General features: G+C 35.5%; 9 protein-coding genes. 7 read left to right on the top strand and 2 right to left on the bottom strand.

Annotation, left to right across the window (positions count from 1 at the left end; translation table 11 throughout):
* Positions 1-29 precede the first annotated feature (29 nt).
* Positions 30-935 carry a FecR family protein gene (locus BMW53_RS09865; protein WP_168136386.1) on the bottom strand — a complete coding sequence of 302 codons (906 nt, stop codon included), beginning with the start codon at positions 933-935 and terminating at the stop codon, positions 30-32.
* Between the two features lie 307 nt (positions 936-1,242).
* Positions 1,243-1,806 carry an RNA polymerase sigma-70 factor gene (locus BMW53_RS09860; protein ID WP_256999150.1) on the bottom strand — a complete coding sequence of 188 codons (564 nt, stop codon included), beginning with the start codon at positions 1,804-1,806 and terminating at the stop codon, positions 1,243-1,245.
* Between the two features lie 1,225 nt (positions 1,807-3,031).
* On the opposite strand from BMW53_RS09860, the gene BMW53_RS09845 reads away from it, so the two are divergent.
* From BMW53_RS09845 to BMW53_RS20640, 7 genes are all read left to right on the top strand, one after another.
* A complete protein-coding gene (locus BMW53_RS09845) occupies positions 3,032-3,901 on the top strand; it encodes a mechanosensitive ion channel family protein (RefSeq protein WP_038555642.1) in 870 nt (289 codons plus the stop codon).
* 218 nt (positions 3,902-4,119) lie between these two features.
* The gene (gene corA / locus BMW53_RS09840; RefSeq protein ID WP_074780600.1) at positions 4,120-5,181 is read left to right on the top strand and encodes a magnesium/cobalt transporter CorA; all 1,062 of its coding nucleotides are present in this window, start codon (positions 4,120-4,122) and stop codon (positions 5,179-5,181) included.
* 273 nt (positions 5,182-5,454) lie between these two features.
* Entirely contained in the window at positions 5,455-6,519 is a 1,065-nt protein-coding gene (locus BMW53_RS09835) for a mechanosensitive ion channel family protein (RefSeq protein ID WP_051567575.1), read from the top strand.
* A 118-nt stretch (positions 6,520-6,637) separates the two neighbouring features.
* Positions 6,638-7,261: a DUF502 domain-containing protein gene (locus BMW53_RS09830; protein WP_051567574.1), complete on the top strand. Its 624-nt coding sequence runs from the start codon at positions 6,638-6,640 to the stop codon at positions 7,259-7,261.
* A 58-nt stretch (positions 7,262-7,319) separates the two neighbouring features.
* Positions 7,320-9,824, top strand: a complete 2,505-nt coding sequence (locus BMW53_RS09825; protein WP_038563754.1) for a glycogen/starch/alpha-glucan phosphorylase — start codon at positions 7,320-7,322, stop codon at positions 9,822-9,824.
* Positions 9,825-9,853: 29 nt separating this feature from the next.
* Complete coding sequence (locus BMW53_RS09820) at positions 9,854-10,807, top strand: calcium/sodium antiporter (RefSeq protein ID WP_038555639.1); 954 nt, start codon at positions 9,854-9,856, stop codon at positions 10,805-10,807.
* A gap of 512 nt (positions 10,808-11,319) precedes the next feature.
* Complete coding sequence (locus BMW53_RS20640; protein WP_051567573.1) at positions 11,320-15,882, top strand: PAS domain S-box protein; 4,563 nt, start codon at positions 11,320-11,322, stop codon at positions 15,880-15,882.
* Positions 15,883-15,886: the final 4 nt, after the last annotated feature.

The following is a 15,886-nucleotide window of genomic DNA, read 5'->3' as shown; positions in this document are numbered from 1 at the left end:
CTGGTTTAGTTTATGTCATATGTTTCCTCCTATTTTTTTTGAATGATTATTTTTTGACCTTTTATTTCGTATTTTATTGGGTGCGTATGTTGAATAATGTTCAGGATTTCGAGGATGGTTTCATTTTTAATTGTTCCGGTGTAATGTTCATCAAGGATCGTTTTATCAATGACTTCAATATTTACCCCAAATTTTCTTTCCAACAGTTTTATCAGATCGGCAAAAGACATATTCAGGAATATGAGCTTATTGTCCTTCCAGGAGGTAAACAGGCGGGTATCTACTTCTTCGATATAGAGTTTTTTATTGGTTTTATTGTACGCCAATTGTTCGCCGGGTTTTAAAACAACGTTTCGCTGTAGTTTGAACTGTTCGGTTGAAAGCACCTGAACAGAACCTTCTTCTAGTGTAGTGACAACTGTCTCCTCGTCTTTATAGGTTTTTACATTAAACTGGGTTCCAAGTACCTTCACGTCGTAATAGGGCGTGTGTACAATAAAAGGCTTTTCTTCGTTCCGTTCCACATCAAACCAAGCTTCGCCATCAATAAACACTTCACGCAAATTACTTTCTGCATTTACATCGTATTTTATTTCAGAGCCGGCATTTAAATATATCATTGTTCCGTCGGGTAAAATGGTTTGTGCTACTGATCCGGCCGGTGCAATAGAAGTCATATAAACGGGCACTGCTGGTTTAAAATAAGGCTTAACTAAATTGGTAATTAGTAAGCCTAAAGCCAAAATTGCTGCCACCCTGGTCCATGTAACTATGCGTAACCTTTTCTCTATGTTGTTTGGGTGGGCAGCAATCCGGTTTTTAAAGCGTTCCCATTCTTGGGAAGTTTTGGCAATTTCTGATGCATTGGCCAAAGAGGCTTCCCATAAGTCTTTTATTTCGGTATAATAGCGGGTGTTTTTTTTCGATTTTGCCATCCAGTTGTATAGCCTTTCTTTTTCCTGGAGACTAATTTCACCGTCAAGTTTTGCTATTATTAATGATTTTATAGATTGCTTTTCCTGCATTATTTCTATTGTATATTACTGTGACACTTAAGTTGTTGACAACCCTACCTTTTCTTCAATATTTTTTAAAAACTTCAAAGCAGATTCTTTCAAAGCCTTGTTTCGCGCAGTGTTCCGGGCGAGGTTCTTTATTCATAGTTCAAAAGAAGAAGATTGAAAACGGGATGCTTATGGTACCTTTTTATAGAGCCTTGAACTTTATGCTTTGAACCCGCTTTCAAAGCTTTGTAATTAAGACCATCAACAGTACTCCTAAATAATCTGCCAAATTGCAGCGAAGGATAAAGAGAGCCTTTGAAATATGTTTTTCAACTGTTTTCACAGAGATATTAAGCTTTTTTGCTATCTCTTTGTTTTTCAGGTTTTCGAAACGGCTGAGCTTGAAAACTTCACGACATTTATCGGGCATACTTTCGATCACTTCGTTGATTTTTTCCTCAAGTTCCAGCTCTATTAAACTATAATAGGGGCTATCTGAATTTTTGTAAACCTGCTTTTCAAGTTTCGAAATTTTGTTTTGAATTTCAGCTTCAGCAGATTGTTTAATTGATAGATGACGGTTGTAATTCAAACAACTATTTTTAACCGCTTGATATAAATAAGCTTTGGGTGATTGATTAATTTCCAGTTGATCAGCTTTTTCCCATAAAGCAAAAAAGGCATCCTGTACCAAATCGCGTGACACCTGCATATCACCAAGAAACTTGTTGGCAAACAATACCAGTCGACCATGATAATTAAAAAACAGTTCCTCAAAAATGACCAGATCCCTGTTTCTTATCCCGGATATGACTCGTTTATTTTCGATTTTAGTTAAGTTTTGGTTTTAGCATAATGGCAAATATTGTTGCCCTGGCTTTACTATCAAGAAGGGCATTTTTGGAGATTGCCGGAAGAAGACAGATTATATTCTTGTGCGTTGAGAGCAAAAGGCAGTAATAGTACAACCGAGCAAAATAGTAGAAATAATTTGTTCATCGTATTAGGTTTATTTGTATTGGTTTATTAACGCTTCGCAGATAGTTTCGTTCTTGATCCTTACATGCTTACACGTTATGGAGTCAAAATTATAAAAAATTGTATTATATACAATAAGTGGGGTGAAAAATGGAAATGCTCGAACTTCGAGTCTTTTTATATCTAGGGGAATAATCTTTTCTTTATAGGATTGTTACCTTGTTGTAGTATGTGTAAGTAGTTTATTATGTGGTTATTGAGGAGTCAAAAAACATAACAGCTGAAAACAGTACTGCTTACATTCTAGGTTGGTTAAAGAAGCTAAAGAGTGATAAAAAGTTCATCGTAATGGCTTCCGGTTTAGCTCAAAAAGCAGTTGATTATATTCTGGATCATCAGGATTCCAGCTTCAAGCCAGTACTGAAGATAAAGAAACCTCAAATTGTGTATACTTCAATTAGTTTCTAATCTGAAATTTTCTGCAGGTAGCAGAAATCTCAAACATAACCTGGAGAGTTTATTTTATCAGCTAAACCAAATAGAATCCATCTCAACAAAACAACTTTACGATAAATCGCTGGAGCTTTTTAATGCAGAGGTACGGAGATCAGGCAGAGGACACGTAGTCTTAATAACAGATGAAAATGGAAGTCCGGTTCGTTATCCGATAAGACTTTCTGAATTTGAAGAGCGGCCACGATTTCATCATTCTCAAAGTGCTGAAAGAGAACTGCAAATATCCTCACCCATGATTGACGAGTTTCAGTTAGCTCAATGGGCGAGGGATGTAAATCGGTTAATTGAGCGAACTAATCGGCGTAAAAAGGAACCAGCTATGAAATATAAGGTGAAGAATAGAGATCGGGGAATGAGTCTTTAATATTAATTATTGTTGGGAGTTTCCTTATTAGCGGATTCTCTATACTTAGAAGCTAATCAACAAATCCAAATATAAAAAAATGGATTGTCAAATGACTATAATTAAGCTGCACTCATAAATTAGTTTAATACAAAAAATACTTTTAAATTTATGAATTAAATACATTGTAATGAAAGATTTAAATGAGTTGCTTGATTCATTTTTAATGTTCATCCCTCAGGTTGGTTTGGGGCTTTTAATCCTGTTGGTTTTTGTTTTAATTTCATGGCTATTTAAAAGTATTATCACTAAACGTATAAAACCTAGAACTAAAAATCCATTACTCGCTGAGTTTTTTGGAAAAGTAATTGCCTTCATTTTTTCTCTGATTGGTTTCATATTTTTTCTCCATATTGTTGGACTAGGTCGTATTGCTACCCACATAGTAGCAGGTGCAGGTATAACAACATTTATTATAGGATTTGCTTTTAAAGACATTGGCGAGAATTTCCTTTCCGGAATTTTGATGGCTTTTAAAAGTCCATTTAAAATAGGTGATTTAATAGAGTTGGATACAACGATTGGTTATGTGTATGCCCTTGATTTAAGAGTTACATCAGTTAAGACCTTAGATGGTAAAGATGTTTTTATTCCTAACTCGCAGATAATTAAGTCACCATTAACTAACTACACAATTGATGGTTACTTACGTTATGAAATTGTAATTGGTTTGGACTACAATACAAATTTTGAAAAAGCTATTAAGTCTGTGGAAGAAGTTATGCTTTCGATGGATGAAGTTTTGCGAGGAGAGAAAAAGCCACTGGTAACTATTGATGAACTAAATGTAAGTACCGTTAGTCTTCATGTTTTTTACTGGATTGATACATTTAAATCAAAAAATAAGGGATTTCATCTGGTTTTAAAATCAAAAATAAGTATTGCGATCATTGATGCATTAAACAACGCTGAAATATATTTACCTGCTGACATTATTGAGATTAAAAATTATAATGCCAGTAGTTTAAATTGTAAAAGAAGAACTACTGGTAAAAGTTGATATTGTTATATTAATAATGGTAATTTCATTGGTCTTTGTTTTTGGTAATACCAAACACAGAGATGGTATATTCCAATTTGGTTTTAAAGTGTACAAATAGAGTATTCATTTTAAACTTTGGATGCCTAAATTTTGCGATAACAATTAACCTTTTCCTGCGTATTTCTTAAGAATATCGCTTCGGCAATGAATTTTAAACCATATAGAACTAAATGATTATGGCACGTTTTTTAAAAAGTAGAGTTAAGGCGAAAGGGGCAGCACCCGGAAGCCTCATATTTATGGGGAAGCAAAAAATGGACGATACCCGAATAAGGTTGTTTCAGTATTCAAAAGAAACAATTACTGAAACAGAATTTGAAACCATTGATGAAGCACTAAAAAACATAAATAATACCCAGAACAATTGGTTAAATATTGATGGACTTCATAATACTGAATTGATAAAGCAGATTGGTGAACATTTTAAAATCTCACCATTGGCATTAGAGAATATTTTAAATACAGGACAAAGAGCAAAATTTTTTGAAGACAACAATTCTGTTACCCTTATTACAAAAGCTGTTTATTATAATCAGGAAGATAACAAAGTATCCGTAGAGCAAATTTCATTTATACTACTTGAAAATGTTTTGATTAGTTTTCAGGAACAAATCGGTGACCATTTTGAGCCTGTTCGTAATCGTATTCGAAGTAGTTTTGGTAAAATTCGACAAAGGAAAACAGATTATCTGCTTTATGCCTTAACCGATAGTTTAGTAGATAATTACCTTATAAATCTTGAACAAATCGGTTTAAATATTGAAGCTTTAGAAGAGAAACTGGATAATCCTACAAAAGAGATTAGCAAGACCTTGTTTAGATACAAAACTGAAATCTCCTATTTAAGAAAATCAATAAAACCACTTAAAGAAGTTCTTACTCGAATATTAAGAGCTAAATCTGAAATAATTAGCGAAGAACATTTAGTATTTTATCAGGAATTATATGATATCGAAGAACAAGCGATTGAAGCAGCCGATAGCTATTTTGGAATGACCAATGACTTGATTAATCTATACAATACCAACTTAAGTAATAAGGTAAATGAAGTAATGAAAGTGTTAACCATTTTTGCCTCCATTTTTATTCCATTAACCTTTATTGCTGGTATTTATGGTACCAACTTTGAATATGTACCTGAACTGCATTTTAAAAATGCCTACTTTGTTATGTGGGGTGTAATGGTGGTTGTAGCAGGCACGATGTTGTATTATTTCAAAAAACATAAATGGTTTTAAATATGAATGAAAATTTACCTGGCAAGAATTTTATTTTGTATTACACAATTGACAATGTTAATGATTAGTGCTAACATAAATTGTTTAATTTTAGTTCTTTGATTAAAATCAAGTGACACGAAACAAGGAAAAAAGAGTTAACATGAAAGTTTGACTTTTACTTCGATATGAAGTAATTCACTATTAAGCTACGGCATGAAAAACAGAAGAAATACGAACTCCTAAAAAAGGAAAGTTAGCACCTATAAGCAAAAACTTAGTATATAATTGAAGATGGAACATATACAAAAAATATTCGGAACATTAATTGAACCTACAGTTGTATTACTAGTTTTAATAATCCTTCTGATTTTAAATTCGTGGATTTTTAAAAGAATTAAATCAACAACATCTGATGGAAATATTACAAAAGGAGCTATTGCTTTTTTCTTAGTTCTTATTGGTGTATTGTCATTTATTTTAGTCTTGCCAATTGATAAAGCTCTACAAGGACAAATATTAGCCTTCCTCGGAATTATAATTAGTGCGGGAATTGCTTTAAGTTCAACCACAGTTCTAGGTAACATGATAGCAGGTATTATGAATAATTCCATGAACCGTTTTAGGAATGGAGACCTGATAAAAATTGGGAACTTGCATGGTAGAGTAATTAGAAAAAGTATATTTCACACAGAAATTCAACTGGAAGACAGCAATTTTATTACAATTCCCAATCTCTACATCGCAAACAACCCTGTTAAATTAACACGCAAGACAAATACCGTCATTTCTGCCTCAGTTTCGCTAGGATATGACATATCCCGTGAAAAAATTGAGGGAGCTTTAAGAGATGCAGCCAAAGAAACTGGGTTATCTGACCCTTACGTGTATATAACAAGCTTGGGTGATTTCTCTGTTGTTTACAAAATTCATGGATTTTTAGAAGATAGTAGTACATATTTCAGTACGAGTTCATTGCTTAATGCTAAAGTTATGGATAAACTTCATGCTGAGAAAATAGAAATTGTATCACCAACTTTCATGAACCAACGACGTGTCGATGAAAAGGAATTTATCCCAAAACAGGTTGAGGAATTAACTGAACCCGTTGCTGAAAAGTCTCCAGAGGATTTAATATTTGATGAAGCAATCAAATCAGAAAAACTTGTAACAAAAAAGGATTACCTTAAAGACATTGATAAAAAACAAGTAGTTCTAAAAGAAAAACTAAAGAATTTGAAAGATGATAAGGAGATTGAAAGGATAAAATCTACAATTAAGAGATATGACGAAATGAAAGAGCATATTGAGAAAAGTATTATCGAACAAATTGAAAGGGATAAGGATTCTGCAAAATAAACAAAGCTGTCTTATTTTAAAATGGCTAACTTAAACAGTTGAGCAAAAATGGAAAAAATAACGGGCCGATATTTTAGGCCGATAGCCAAGAGGAATTGTAAAAACCAATTATAGACACATGAAAAAACTGTTTAATTATTTATTACAAGGGTTGCTTTATATTGCTCCACTGGGTATAACAATTTATGTAATTTATCTGATATTTAATTTCATTGATAATTTATTGGATGATTATCTTGAAAAGTCATTAGGTATTGATATACCGGGTCTTGGTATTCTTGTTATTGTTGGCTTTCTCATAATAGTAGGTATTATTGGGCAAAGTATAATTGCACGTCCGTTTCAGAAACTATTTAAAAAGTTATTGGAGAAAGTGCCATTGTTACGATTTGTTTTTTCTGCCATGAACGATTTATTTTCCGCATTTGTCGGGAAAGAAAAGAAGTTTAATAAACCTGTAATTGTGCTTGTTAATCCTATCTCTAATCTGGAAAAACTTGGATTCCTTACCGAAGAAGATCTCGGAAATATAGGTGAAACAGAAAAAGTAGCAGTGTATTTTCCGCATTCTTATAATTTTTCTGGCGAAATGTTTATAGTTCCAAAAGAACAGGTAAAACCAATAGATATTAATCCAGCAGTAGTTATGAAGTTTATTGTTTCAGGAGGAGTTTCAAAAATGTATGATGACCCAAATGATGATCAGGGGAATTACGATGAAATCCAGAAGCAGGAGAAGTAGCTTTTTTTGATTCTTATTTGAAACGTATTTTTTATCAACATATTGAATCATTACCACGATGAAAAAAACTAACGATATCCTCAAAAAGAATGCAGAGAATGACAAAATGATCATGTGTAATATTCGCACCGGTATGGATAAAGATTGTCTGAAAGACGCAATTCTGGACCAATTATTTTACCGACAGGGACGAAATCCGGGTGAAGCAACAATAAATGATGTTTATCTGGCTGCTTCTTGTGCTCTTCGCGACAGGCTTCTGCGGCATGGATTAAAAACATTTGACACCGTATTGGAAACGGAAAATATTCGTTTGATCGGTTACCTTTCAGCAGAGTTTTTAATGGGACCACAATTGGGAGCCAATTTGATCGACTTAAACATATATGAGGAAATGAAGCAGGCAGTAACCGAGCTTGGTTTTGATTTTAATGCTGTATTGGCACATGAAGAAGAACCGGGATTGGGAAACGGAGGTTTGGGCAGGTTGGCTGCTTGCTATATGGATTCACTTGCCTCGCTTGAAATTCCGGCAGTTGGCTATGGAATTCGGTATGAATTTGGCATTTTCGACCAGGAAATAGTAAACGGTTGGCAGGTTGAAATAACAGACAAGTGGCTGCGTTATGGCAATCCGTGGGAAATTGCACGACCTGAATCATCAATAAACGTAAACTTTGGCGGGACTACCGAATGGTACACAGAAAAGGATGGGAACAACTACTGTCGTTGGATACCTGCGTATATGGTTAAAGGTGTACCCTACGACACTCCTGAAATGGGATACAAAGTAACTTCGTGTAACTTTCTTCGTTTGTGGAAATCGGAAGCAGTGGAATCTTTTGATTTTTCATCGTTTAATCATGGCGATTATTATAAGGCAGTGTTATCAAAGGTAGAGTCAGAAAACATTAGTAAAGTTCTTTACCCAAATGATGAGATGCCACAGGGAAAAGAATTGCGCTTAAAACAACAATATTTTTTTGTTTCCTGTTCATTGCAGGATATGATGCGAATGCACCTTAAATACAATGGTGAGCCTACCGAATTCTATAAAAGGTGGGCCATACAATTAAACGACACCCACCCGGCCGTATCTGTTGCCGAATTAATGAGGATACTTTTAGATGAGCATAAAATAGGTTGGGAAACTGCATGGGAGACAACCCGAAAAACATTTAGTTACACTAACCATACTTTATTGCCCGAAGCCTTAGAGAAATGGCCGCTGGAAATGTTTAAAACACTTCTCCCGCGATTATTGGAAATTATATATGAGATAAATTTTAGATTATTGGAAGAAGTAAAAGCCCAATACCCCGGAGATAATAACTTGTTATCACGCTTATCAATAATCGATGAAACGGGAAGTTCCTATATTAGGATGGCTAATCTGGCCTGTGCTGGTAGTTACGCAGTTAATGGAGTAGCATCTTTACATACTGAATTACTCAAAAAGAATGTTTTGAATGATTGGGTAGCCATGTATCCTGAACGTTTTTATAATGTCACCAATGGTGTTACTCCTCGCCGATTTGTCGTATTGTCAAATCCGGGATTAACAAGGTTGATATCGACTAAAATTGGCAATTCCTGGCCTCAAAAGCTAAATGAATTAAGGCAACTTGAACCATTCGCGGATGATCCCGCTTTTAGAGAACAGTTTCGACAAGTAAAACTTAACAATAAGCAGCAACTAACTTCTATCATAAAAGAAAGAACAGGTATAATCGTTAATCCTGAATCGATGTTTGATGTTCAGGCAAAACGTATACACGAATATAAAAGACAACATCTTAACATTTTGCATATTTTAACGTTGTATTTGCGTATTAAAAACGAATCTTCAACAGCTACTGCACCTCGTACGTTTATTTTTGGAGGGAAAGCTGCGCCAGGTTATTTTATGGCAAAGCTATTAATCAAACTGATTAATGCAGTTGGTGATTTGGTTAATAATGATAGTGCTGTTAACAAGTATTTGAAAGTGGTGTTTTTCCCGGATTTCAACGTGAAAAATGCGCAATTAATTTATCCCGCAGCTGATTTATCCGAACAAATTTCAATGGCAGGCAAAGAGGCTAGCGGCACAGGAAACATGAAATTTTCTATGAATGGTGCACTAACCATTGGTACATTGGATGGAGCTAACATTGAAATCAGAGAAGAAGTGGGGGCAGAAAATTTCTTTTTATTTGGACTTACTGCGGCACAGGTTGAACAAACCAGGCAGCATAATTATAATCCAAGGTTTATTTATGAAAGGAATGATGAATTGAGGGAGGTCATTAACCTTATTAAATCCGGGCTCTTGTCGAATGGCGATAAAAACCTATTTGAACCTGTTATTGAGAATTTACTAAATCACGATCCTTATATGCTCATGGCTGATTACCCTTTGTACATTTCTTGTCAGGAGTTGGTTTCAGAAACCTGGAAAAAGCAGGATATATGGGATAAAATGGCTATTCTAAACGTTGCAAGAATGGGGAAATTTTCATCAGACCGGTCTATTAAAGACTATTGTGACAAGATTTGGAGAGTAAAACCCAATACGATATAAACGCTAGAATAAACAAAAAATAATTTCACATGCTGTTAACTATTCTTCTTGTTGTATTAGGCTTTGTATGTCTCATTTTTGGCGCAAACTGGCTTGTTGACGGAGCATCGGCTTTGGCTAAAAAATATAAGGTTTCGGATTTGGCCATCGGTTTAACAATTGTTGCTTTTGGTACTTCTGCACCAGAGTTGGTTGTGAATATTATAGGTTCACTTAATGGGTATTCTGACATTGTTTTTGGCAACGTTATAGGTAGCAATAATTTTAATTTATTCATAATTCTTGGCATTTCGGGAATAATTCTGCCTATTACTGTTCAATCATCCACGGCATGGAAAGAAATACCTATCTCATTTTTTGTAACAGGATTGATATTGTTGTTTGTAAATGATTTTTTTTTCATAGGGCAAGGCAGTCTTGTAAGGTTCGAGGGGGCAGTGTTACTGCTTTTGTTTTTGTTGTTTCTGCTTTATGTTTTTAAACAAATGAAACGTGATACTGTTGGCCAAGCAACATTAAACAATAAGTCGATAATTAAAATATTGATATTGGTTGTTGCAGGATTGTCCGGTTTAATTATAGGAGGACAGTTAGTTGTGATTAACAGTGTTCAAATTGCCAATCACTTGGGGGTTAGTGAAAAAATAATTGGACTTACCATTGTTGCAGCAGGCACTTCGCTGCCAGAGTTGGTAACATCAGTTATTGCTGCAGTTAAAAAGAATTCTGATATTGCAATTGGAAATGTTATTGGTTCAAATATTTTTAATATTCTGCTAATTCTTGCAATTAGTGGTGTTATAAATCCAATTGCATACAACACAAAATTTAATACAGACCTGTTTATTTTACTGGGAGGAACAGCATTTCTTTTTATCTCAATGTTAACCGGGAAAAGAAAAAAACTCGACCGTTGGGAGGCTGCAATTCTATTCATATTTTACTTGTCATATACAATATTTTTGATAACTAAAGAATTGTAAATATTAGAAGGAAATTTTTCTGTAACTATTGGCTGGTACTATACTTTTTACGAACAACTATTGATTGGAATGCCAATCTGACAGAAACGTTAGTTTCAATTCAATATCAGTTTTTTTTATTCTTTTATTACTTTTAATAACTGATAGTTTACTTAGTAAATTATTGGGTAAATTTTTCGATTCGGGAACAACTTGATCATTACAATTGTGGAATCAAAGAAATTACAAACGTAGACCATTGGATATAGAATGTTGCTCATAATTGCAAAGTCAATAATCTGTTGGTGTTAGGACCTTGTTGATTATGCAACAAGATTTTGGTGGAAAGGAACATAACATAACGGTATGGTCAAGAGCCGTTTATGTTTTAAAGAAATAAACATGGGGCAATACCTTTATTGCAGAAATTAAGTTGACCCATTCAATAGATTGGTATCGTAGTATAAACGTTCATGAAAAAACTGGATGGTTGTTCTTAATCATATTCAACGAACAAAGGGAGATAGCTAATAATGAAAACTAAAATTTTAGATCTAATCGACTTCGAAAAAGTGGATATACTGCTTGAAGGCTTTAATAAATCAACCGGATTTGTGACTGCCATTTTAGACCTTGATGGAAATATTTTATCGAAATCTGGTTGGAGACAAGCTTGTACAGCGTTTCACCGGGTGAATCCCGAAACCTCGAAAAAGTGCACAATAAGTGATACCACCTTAGCCAGTAAAATGGGCAAGAACGAAAGTTATCATTTCTACCAATGTTTAAATGGCTTGGTTGATGTATCTGTGCCCATCGTGATTGGTAATGAGCATATTGCAAATTTGTTTTCAGGTCAATTCTTTTTTGAGGAGCCGGATAAGGAATATTTTAAGAAACAAGCCCAAAAGTATGGATTCGATGAAGAAAATTACCTCAAATCCATCAGTGAAGTACCTGTTCTATCCAAAGATAAGGTAATCGCAGCAATGGATTTTTTACTGAATATGACTCAGATGATCAGCGAAATATCCTTTCAGAAGCTGGAACAAATGCAACTAAACGAGGCTGTTAAAACAAGCGAACGTACTTTGAGACTTTTTGTTGAGTACTCACCTGCATCCATTGCTATGTTTGATAACAATATGTGTTACCTGATAGCCAGCCGTCGTTTTCTCACAGACTATAATTTAGGAGATCGGAACATAGTTGGTCTGTCGCATTACGAAGTTTTTCCTGAAATACCAGAACGTTGGAAGGAAATTCATAAACGTGCTTTAAAGGGAGAAATTATATCGGCTGATAATGACCCTTTTCCAAGGACTAATGGAGAAATGGACTGGATACGATGGGAAATACGCCCCTGGTTCAGGAACGATATGGAAATTGGAGGAATTATTCTTTTTTCAGAAGTTATTACTGAATATAAAAAATCAGAACAAGCGTTAATAGATAGTCAGGCATATAACCGGACTTTGTTTGAACAATCGGTAATTGGTTTGGCTTTAACCGGAATGGATGGCAAATTGGTAGATATCAATCCGGCTTATGCGATAATAATAGGGCGTACTGTGGAAGAAACAAAACAATTAACTTATTGGGATATTACACCTGAAAAATACAATCTCAAGGAACAGGAACAACTTAAACTTTTGGAAAAAACCGGACGGTACGGACCATATGAAAAGGAATACATTCACAAAAACGGGAACCTGGTGCCCGTACGTTTAAAGGGACAGATTATTGAAAGAGCAGGAGAGAAATACATTTGGTCCAGTGTAGAGGATATTTCAGAACAAAAGCAGGCAGAAGAAGAATTGAAGTTAAGTGAAAAGAAATACCGCTATCTTTTCAATAACAACCCATTACCCATGTGGATATATAATTTAGAAACTCTTGCCTTTATGGAAGTAAATGAAGCTGCTATTCTTCATTATGGTTATTCTGAAGCTGAGTTTAAATCAATGACAATTAGGGATATAAGACCGGAAGAAGAGGTTGGCTTGTTGTTGGAAGATGTAGCTGATACTTATAAAAGTTATAATAAGGCAGGTATTTGGCAACATCGGAAAAAGAATGGTGAAATAATTTCTGTCGAAATAGTCTCTCACCTGATTGATTTTGAAAATATCCCGGCCAGATTGGTACTGGCAAATGATGTGACTAATAGGATGGAGGCTGAAGAAGCCCTTAAGGAAAGTGAAAAGCGGTATCGTTCCCTTTTTGAAAACATGAATGCTGGTTTTGTCCTTTTCGAAGTCTGTCAAAATAAACAAGGGATTCCGATTGATCTTATTGTAGCAGCTGCAAATGAAGGATTTGAAGAGACAACAGGTTTAAAATTGAGAAATGCTATTGGAAGTAAGCTTACAGAAGTTCTGCCAGGCATTGAAAAAGATGACGCTGATTGGATTGGAACATACTCCAAGGTTGCTATAACGGGTGAAGCAATTCAGTTTGAACAAGGCTCGGAACTATTAGGGTATTATTATTCCGTTTCCGCATTTAAGGCCGGACCAAAACAATGCGCAGTTACCTTTGTGGATATTACTGAACGCAAACTGGCGGAAGAATTGAACCGGAAAAGCGCGGAACGTGCAAAAATGCAACGAAACCTGATTGCCAGGTTAACTTTTGAAGAATCTGTTTTCAATCGTGACGTTGATGATGCACTGAAAATTATTACATCTAAACTTGCGCAGATTATGCAGGTTGACAGAGTAAGTGTCTGGCTTCTTTCCGATGATAATACAAAATTACAACGCCGAATGTTGTATGACGCCGCATTTGGTTCTGATTCGCAAATTGAAGTTTTGGAGACAGCTGACATCTCCTCCTATTTTGAAGCGCTTCGAAATGATAGTCAGATTGATGCAGAAGATGCACAAAACGATAGTCGTACGAGGGGATTGAACAAAAATTATTTTATTCCTTTGCAAATTACATCCTTACTAGATTCAGCCATTCAACAGGATGGACAGCTTATTGGTGTTTTATCAGTTGAACATCGAGGACCTATCCGAAAATGGGAAACAGACGAAAAATCGTTCTTGAGTGCTGCCACAAATTTGATATCGCAATTGTTTACCGATGCCAAACGAAAGAAGACAGAAGAAAAATTAAAGGAAAGCGAAGCCCGTTTCAGGAAATTGTACGAAGACGGAGCAAGCGGTATGGTGATGGCAGATAAAGGATTTAAGTTTCTTATGGCAAACCGAACCTTCTGTGAAATGATCGGGTACCCTGAGGAAAAACTCCAACAACTTACTTTCGCCGATATCACTCATCCAGATGACAAAGCGAGAGACTTTTCTCAGGCAAAAAAAATGATGACAGGTGAAATTGGTGTTTACAGAACCGAAAAAAGGTACATTAAAAAGGATGGGCAAACAATATGGGCACAACTTACCGTGTCGCCTATTCATGACTCAATCAATAGATTTCAATATTTTGTTGGAATAATTGTTGATATAACCGAACGAAAAATTGCAGAAATGGAATTGGCTGAAAGTGAAGAACGCTTGCGATTAGCCACCGACAGGGCGAATATTGCAGTGTGGGAATATGATTTTATCACCAATACCATGTCGCGATCCCAAAACCACGACAAATTGTATGGGCTTCACTGGCAGGATAAATGGGACATAACCACTTTTCTTAATGCGACTCATCACGATGATAGGGAATATTCGAATGATTTTATTATGAATGCTGTGGCATCGGGTGGCTCTGACGATTACAGTTTCGATTTTCGTGTAGTTTTCCCCGACAATTCAATCCGTTGGTTATTAGTACACGGTCGTGTTATTGAACGATCTGAAAATGGCCAGGGTTTAAAGGTGCGTGGTACCCTAATCGATATAACAGAACAGAAAAATAAAGAAGAAGAAATCAAAAAACTGAACCAAAGACTTGAGATATTAGTTGATTCGATTCAACTGTTATCTTCAGCACAATTACTTGACGATGTTGAGGATATCGTGGCTAAATCGGCCAGAAAACTTATTGGGGCTGACGGGGCCACACTTGTTTTCCGTGAGGGTGATCAGTGTTTTTACGTGAATGAGGATGCCATTCAACCACTCTGGAAAGGGAAAAAGTTTCCCATAAATACGTGCATTAGTGGATGGGTGATAGAAAATAAAAAGCCAGTTGTTATTAACGATATTTTTACCGACGATCGAATTCCGAAAGATTTGTACAGCCCCACTTTTGTGAAAAGCCTGGCTATGGTCCCAGTCAATATCAGTGAACCGATTGGAGCTATAGGTAACTACTGGAAAGAAAGGTATATCCCCACTGAAACCGAGTTGCAATTATTGCAAACCCTAGCAGATGCAGCTGCTCGTACAATTGAGAATATAAAGTTGTACACCGAGCTGGAAGACCGTGTAAAACGTCGTACAGAACAACTACAAATAGCAAACAAAGAACTGGAAACATTTACTTATTCTGTTTCCCACGATCTAAAAGCGCCACTGCGCGGAATTGATGGTTACAGTAAACTACTGCTAAATGAATATGGAAACAGCCTGAATGAAGAGGCATCCCATTTTATTAAAACAATTCGAAGTTCAACGCTTCATATGAACCAACTCATCGAAGACCTGCTTGCATATTCCCGGTTGGAAAGGAGTAATTTAAAATCTGAAAGAATTGAATTAAGATCGTTGTTAAAAACGCTGGTCTCCGATTTGAGTGATGAAATTAAAAATGGAGGAATTACTGTTGAATTGAACATTCATCAAGTACACATCGTAACCGATTCCAGAGGACTTTCTATTGTATTAAGAAATCTGTTGGAGAATGCCATTAAATTTACACGAGATAAACCGAAGCCTAGAATAGAGATAAATTGGGAAAAGAAGAACGCGTTTGGGATTATTAGTGTAAAGGACAATGGTGTTGGTTTTGATATGAAATACCACAATCGTATATTTGAAATATTTCAAAGACTGCACCGGTCTGAAGATTTTCCGGGAACGGGCATTGGGCTGGCAATGGTTGCTAAGGCGGTACAGCGGATGAATGGAAAGGTATGGGCTGAAAGCTCTCTCGGTGAAGGAGCAACCTTTTTTGTTGAACTACCTAATTAATATT

The organism is Draconibacterium orientale, assembly GCF_900111425.1.
GTDB lineage: Bacteria > Bacteroidota > Bacteroidia > Bacteroidales > Prolixibacteraceae > Draconibacterium > Draconibacterium orientale.
This window is presented reverse-complemented; position numbering and strand designations above follow the sequence as displayed.